This window comes from Eudoraea sp. (assembly GCF_049665975.1).
In the GTDB taxonomy this organism is placed as follows: Bacteria; Bacteroidota; Bacteroidia; order Flavobacteriales; family Flavobacteriaceae; genus Eudoraea.
In genome coordinates this window covers 1-5,694 of sequence record NZ_JBATGR010000234.1, presented here as the reverse complement: position 1 = coordinate 5,694, position 5,694 = coordinate 1, and the positions used below count along the sequence as shown (strand labels likewise).

Annotated in this window: 4 protein-coding genes; 2 read left to right on the top strand and 2 right to left on the bottom strand. The window is 38.7% G+C overall.

The window, feature by feature from the left end; all coding sequences use genetic code 11:
• Positions 1-324 precede the first annotated feature (324 nt).
• The gene (locus WBN20_RS08745) at positions 325-477 is read left to right on the top strand and encodes a GIY-YIG nuclease family protein (RefSeq protein WP_424281408.1); all 153 of its coding nucleotides are present in this window, start codon (positions 325-327) and stop codon (positions 475-477) included.
• 260 nt (positions 478-737) lie between these two features.
• Positions 738-1,004 (top strand): hypothetical protein, encoded by a 267-nt coding sequence (locus tag WBN20_RS08740; RefSeq protein ID WP_424281407.1) that lies wholly within the window; start codon positions 738-740, stop codon positions 1,002-1,004.
• 181 nt (positions 1,005-1,185) lie between these two features.
• Here WBN20_RS08740 and WBN20_RS08735 read toward each other — a convergent pair whose 3' ends face one another.
• Both WBN20_RS08735 and WBN20_RS08730 read right to left on the bottom strand, forming a co-directional pair.
• Positions 1,186-3,729 carry an adenosylcobalamin-dependent ribonucleoside-diphosphate reductase gene (locus WBN20_RS08735; protein WP_424281406.1) on the bottom strand — a complete coding sequence of 848 codons (2,544 nt, stop codon included), beginning with the start codon at positions 3,727-3,729 and terminating at the stop codon, positions 1,186-1,188.
• A 334-nt stretch (positions 3,730-4,063) separates the two neighbouring features.
• Positions 4,064-5,449 (bottom strand): alpha-L-fucosidase, encoded by a 1,386-nt coding sequence (locus WBN20_RS08730; protein WP_424281405.1) that lies wholly within the window; start codon positions 5,447-5,449, stop codon positions 4,064-4,066.
• Positions 5,450-5,694 lie beyond the last annotated feature (245 nt).

The window sequence follows — 5,694 nt, the reverse complement described above, 5'->3', positions numbered from 1 at the left end:
TCCTTGGTTCGAGCCCAAGAGGAGGAGCACCGAAGTAGAGCGGAGCTCACTTCATCGCAATACCAAAGCCATTCACGAAAGTGCGTGGCTTTTTTCGTATGAAAACTTAGGCGAGAAGTTTATCCGCCGTAGTTCGCCTTGGCGAACAAAGGAGGAAGCCCAAGAGGAGGAGCCAAATAGTAGAGCAAAGTTCACTACTTGGCTCTGTAGTGAACTTAGTTCTGCTGCAGTGCCAGATAGTCAAAAAGCCCATGGAATTTCCATGGGCTTTTATTTTTATATTTGCGTGCACCTCTGTTTCAGTATATAAGACTACTTTCCAGAATGATTCTTCCTTACTGTATATATGTCCTTCAAAGCCAAAGGGACCTTCTACTTTATCGTGGATTTACAACCAATCTGGAACAAAGAATACGAAATCATAATGCAGGAAAAACGAGAAGCACTTCAAAAAGTCAGTTATCTAAGATAGCCTGAGTCATCCAAAAAATTGGGTCGTTTTTTTGTTTCTAACATCTACAACCACGTTTACAACGATCTCTATTTTTGACGTAAAATGAATGTCGTAAAGTTTATGTATCCGTGCTTTATAAACCTTGGATATAGAGATAAAAGTTTGTAAGAAATGTTGGATTTTTTTTGTGATATCCACTGCCAGATATAATATATCATCCATTTTATGGTTATGACAAGAGGAAATATCACAATTTACCCCAAATTTTAAAATAAATAATGTTATGAAAAGAATTAAGATCGCAATTTTAGCCATAGGAGTACTTGGATTTACTGCTTGTGGGAATGATGATAACGATGAGATAATTGATAGCTGTGAAACATGTTCCCTTATGATTATGGATCAAGAAGTTGTAAGTGAATATTGTGACAACGGAGATGGGACTGTAACCATAACAACTGCCGGAGTAGAGCAAACAGAAGACTTAGAGGGGGTCACTTTTGATCAATTTATAGCTGCCTTTGAATTATTGGGGGCTAGTTGTAACTAATGAAAAAGAGCGCGATGAAGTAGTGCAAGCTCACTTCATCACTGTAAAATGAACGCTTAAAGGATAGTAAAGTGAACGATAGTTCTACTTTGCTGAAGTTCTGCTTTATAGTAAAACAGAGATAAAAGTCCGGTATTTTACCGGACCTTTTTGTTTTACAAAGTTTCTTTTTGGCAATAATTTAGCCACATTTGGATGAACCGCAATCCTTACAGGTTAGACATCCTTCCTGATAAATTAAATTAACGGATTTGCAACTATCGCATTTTTGACCCTTTGCCTCGGTACCGTCGGTAACAAATCCTTTTAAGGCACGGGCGACCCCATTTTTCCAGGTATTTAGTGATTCGCCTTCCAGGTGAAGACTGTTGATGAGGTCAACAACTTTTACAATGGGCATACCATGTCGTAATGTGCTGGATATAAGTTTAGCGTAGTTCCAATATTCCGGATTGAACTTATGTGAAAGGCCTTCAATAGTTGTTTTATAACCCCTTTTGTTTTTGTATTGAAAATCATAACGGGAGGTACCATCTTCATCCCTATTCTTAATAATCAAACCATCATTTACCCAGCGGGGGATTAAAATTCCGTCTTCATCGTCTGCCAGTCCTGTAAAAATTTCATAGGGTTGCTCATCAATTAAACCAATAAAAGCAATCCATTTTTCCTTGTTGTTTTGAAAACGTACTACATCTGCCTCCAGAACCTGAGGGCGTTTGATAGGAAAGACAGTAAGCGTTTCTTCAGTCTCACTTTCATTAGATATCAGTACCCCTGATCTTGATCCGTCACGATACACAGTAACTCCTTTACAGCCGGCTTTCCATGCTTCCATATACAACTTGCCTACCATCTTTTCTGAGACTTCATTGGGAAGATTTATAGTAACACTTATAGAATGGTCCACCCACTTCTGAACGGCGCCTTGTAAACGAACTTTACTCAGCCAATCTATATCATTTGAAGTAGCTTTATAATAAGGGGATATGGCCACAATTTTATCGAGCTCTTCCTGAGTGTATTTTTTTTCAGTATCCAATCCATTTACGCTCATCCATTGTTTAAACCTATGGTGAAACACCACGTATTCTTCCCATGAATCACCCACTTCATCAATAAAAGCTACCTTACTATCCTTATCGTTGGGATTAACTTTTCTCCTGCGTTTGTATACCGGGAGAAATACGGGTTCAATACCAGAAGTAGTTTGGGTCATTAAACTTGTTGTGCCGGTGGGGGCAATAGTCAATAAGGCAATATTTCTTCGTCCGTATTCCAGCATTTCGTAATATAATTTTTCATCAGCTTCTTTTATTCGAAGAATAAAGGGGTTTTCTTTTTCTCTATTAGCGTCGTAAATTTCAAAGGCTCCACGATCTTTGGCAGTATGAACGGATGCTCTATAGGCCTCCAACGCAAGTGTTTTATGTACTTCAATTGAAAATTCATTCGCTTCGGTACTTCCATATCGCAACCCCAATGCGGCTAGCATATCTCCTTCAGCGGTGATACCAATTCCTGTTCGCCTGCCCTCTATTGCTTTCTCTTTAATTTTTTCCCATAATTGTACCTCCGCAGCTTTAGTTTGCTCTAATTCCGGATCCGATTTTATTTTTCCTAAAATGATATTTATTTTTTCAAGTTCCAGGTCAATGATATCGTCCATGATGCGTTGGGCGGCGGGGATATGTTTTTTGAATAAAGTGAAGTTAAAGTTCGCAGTACTCCTGAATGGGTCTTCCACGTAAGAGAATAGGTTGATGGCCAATAATCTACAGGAGTCATATGGGCATAACGGGATTTCCCCGCAAGGGTTGGTAGAGACTGTTTTATAACCAAGGTCGGCATAACAATCAGGTACCGACTCTTTAATAATTGTGTCCCAGAATAAGATTCCAGGTTCTGCAGATTGCCAGGCATTATGAACAATTTTATTCCATAAGGTATTGGCATCTATGGCTTTTGAAACCTTTGGCGTATCACTGTGAACCGGGAACTTTTGGATATATGGATTGTTGCTTTCAACAGCTTTCATAAAATTATCATCAATCCGAACAGATACATTGGCTGCGGTGACTTTTCCCTGTTCCATTTTAGCGTCGATAAAATCTTCAGCATCCGGATGGTTAATTGAAACCGATAACATTAAAGCTCCCCGACGGCCATCCTGTGCTACCTCGCGCGTAGAATTAGAATAGCGCTCCATAAATGGCACGAGGCCCGTTGAGGTTAAAGCGGAATTTTTAACCGCTGTTCCTTTTGGCCTGATGTGGGATAGGTCATGGCCAACACCGCCACGTCGTTTCATTAATTGTACCTGTTCCTGGTCAATTTTCATAATGCCTCCATAGGAATCAGAATTACCTTCATTACCAATCACAAAACAGTTGGATAATGATGCAATTTGAAATGGATTTCCGATACCTGCCATAGGACTTCCTTGTGGAACAATATATTTGAAGTTTTTAATCAGATCAAAAATCTCTGCTTCGGTAAGTGGATTGGGATATTTTTGTTCTACACGAGCTATTTCTTTTGCTATCCTTCTATGCATATCATTCGGATTAATCTCATAGAGATTTCCCTCCGAATCTTTGAGGGCATACTTGCTTATCCAGACTCTTGCGGCAAGATCGTCTCCTTCAAAATAGGTTAAACTAGCTTGATACGCTTCTTCTTGGGAATAAGTTTTTCTTTTGGGAGGCATAATTTTTAAGGACATGTAGAATTTTTCTATAGGAGTTTATTGATAAAGAAGTAAAATTGGGACTAACTGAAAAGCTATTCTATGATAAAAATCATAAAGCTTAAAGAGTGAAAACAAATCAGAAAGAGATCTGCCCTCTGTTTAAATTAAATATTAATCAGCTGGAGGCCAAAAACCAGTTGTTGTTACATCATGATCCGGCGCATTCTGATACCGAAAGATCCCATATGTTTGATAAATTTATGTAAAAGGTTAATTTGGTACCTTGCCAATCATAGAAGTAGGGAGCAGGGAAAGTCTGGTAAGTTAAACAATTATTAGACTTTTATTTGTACAATTAAACGAGGGTTTATTTTATAATTCTCTCAATACCATTTATTTTAAAGCCCCATGCATATTTGCTGCCAGTTGCACTGAGGGCATCTTCAGGGATATTTATTATAAGTCCTTCCTCTTCTGAATACGTGTAATTAAGAGCGGTATCATATCCTATTAGTATTATTTTGCTGCCGTCCTCAGGTTTTACGTATTTTAGAACAAGATCCTTTTTTGGCGCTTTTAAAGAAATGGCATAAATAATCTGTTCTTCTCTTTTTTTTGTAAAGCGTATGCTATCACCTTGTTTAAAATGTTCTTTTAGTTTTTCTGTTCCATATACCACTTCACCATTGGTATGAAGCCAGTTTCCTATCTCCTGTAGTCTTTCCATACTAGGTTCAGGAATTTCACCTTCGGAAGTGGGTCCGACATTTAATAGATAGTTGCCCCCCTTTGATGCTACATCTATCAAATTATGTATCAATACCTCTGCAGATTTCCAGTTATGGTCGTTCAATTTATAGCCCCATGTATCGTTCATAGTCATACAGGACTCCCAATCAACATTGGCAGTCCCCTGTAAAATCTCTTGCTCCGGAGTGCCAAAATCACCGGCATACTCATCATCTTCCTTATTCATGCCCTGCATTCCCCGTCTTCCTTTATCAACCCGATTATTGATGATTACACTTGGTTTCAACGCTCTGAGATATTGGTACATTTCCTGCCCCATTTCATGTGTATATTCGGGTATCCATTCCCCATCGAACCATATAATTTCAGGGTTGTAGTTTTCCATAAGTTCTGTTACTTGTGGCTTTAAATAGTTAGTGTAATACTCCGGAAATTGGGGATTCATCTTAAGTGAATCCTGTGTGTTGTATTCCGGATAGTTAAGCCCCTGAGCTTGTGGGTGGTGCCAGTCCATTATGGAATGGTAAACTCCAAACCTGATGCCCTCCTCTTCGCAGGCGTCAGAAAGTGCCTTTAAAATATCCTGGCCATATGGAGAGAAATCTACAATGTCATAATCAGATACTTTTGAATCCCATAGGCCAAAACCATCATGGTGTTTGGAAGTGATCACCACATATTTCATGCCTGCTTCTTTCATTGTCCGAGCCCATTTTTTTGCATCGAATTTCTGTGGATTGAACTGCTTTGCATACTCTTCATACTCAGATATGGGAATTTGGGCACTGTTCATTATCCATTCTCCGATATTATCCACTTCTTTACCATTATGAACTCCGGCGGGCACGGAATAAGGGCCCCAATGGATAAACATTCCAAAACGGGCATCGCGCCACCATTGCATCCGTTCGTCAAAGGATTGTTCTGATTCTTCAAGATAATTGGTGGCAGTAAGCTCTTCAACGGATTCACTTTCTTTGGGTTGCTCCTTGCACGACGACATCGCCAAAATGCTAAAAAGGAGTATGGAATAAAGTATATTTTTTGTATTGCAGTTATATTTTAAAACAAGTATTATCATCCAAAATATTTTAAATTTAACCATTCAAAATTATATTAAATTTATATGATTATCAACTTCCGTAAATACTTATGGGCTTAATGTTTTTTTCTTAAAAAGACTTCTTGTTGCCTTTAATTCTGTAACCCAGAGCGAGTTTCCCGCTAATTTGGGTAAAAGACCCATTA

Coding starts and splice junctions, on each gene's coding strand:
- WBN20_RS08740 (WP_424281407.1), top strand. CDS start 738: ATGAAAAGAATTAAGATCGCAATTTTAGCCATAGGAGTACTTGGATTT.
- WBN20_RS08735 (WP_424281406.1), bottom strand. CDS start 3,729: ATGTCCTTAAAAATTATGCCTCCCAAAAGAAAAACTTATTCCCAAGAA.
- WBN20_RS08745 (WP_424281408.1), top strand. CDS start 325: ATGATTCTTCCTTACTGTATATATGTCCTTCAAAGCCAAAGGGACCTT.
- WBN20_RS08730 (WP_424281405.1), bottom strand. CDS start 5,449: ATGTCGTCGTGCAAGGAGCAACCCAAAGAAAGTGAATCCGTTGAAGAG.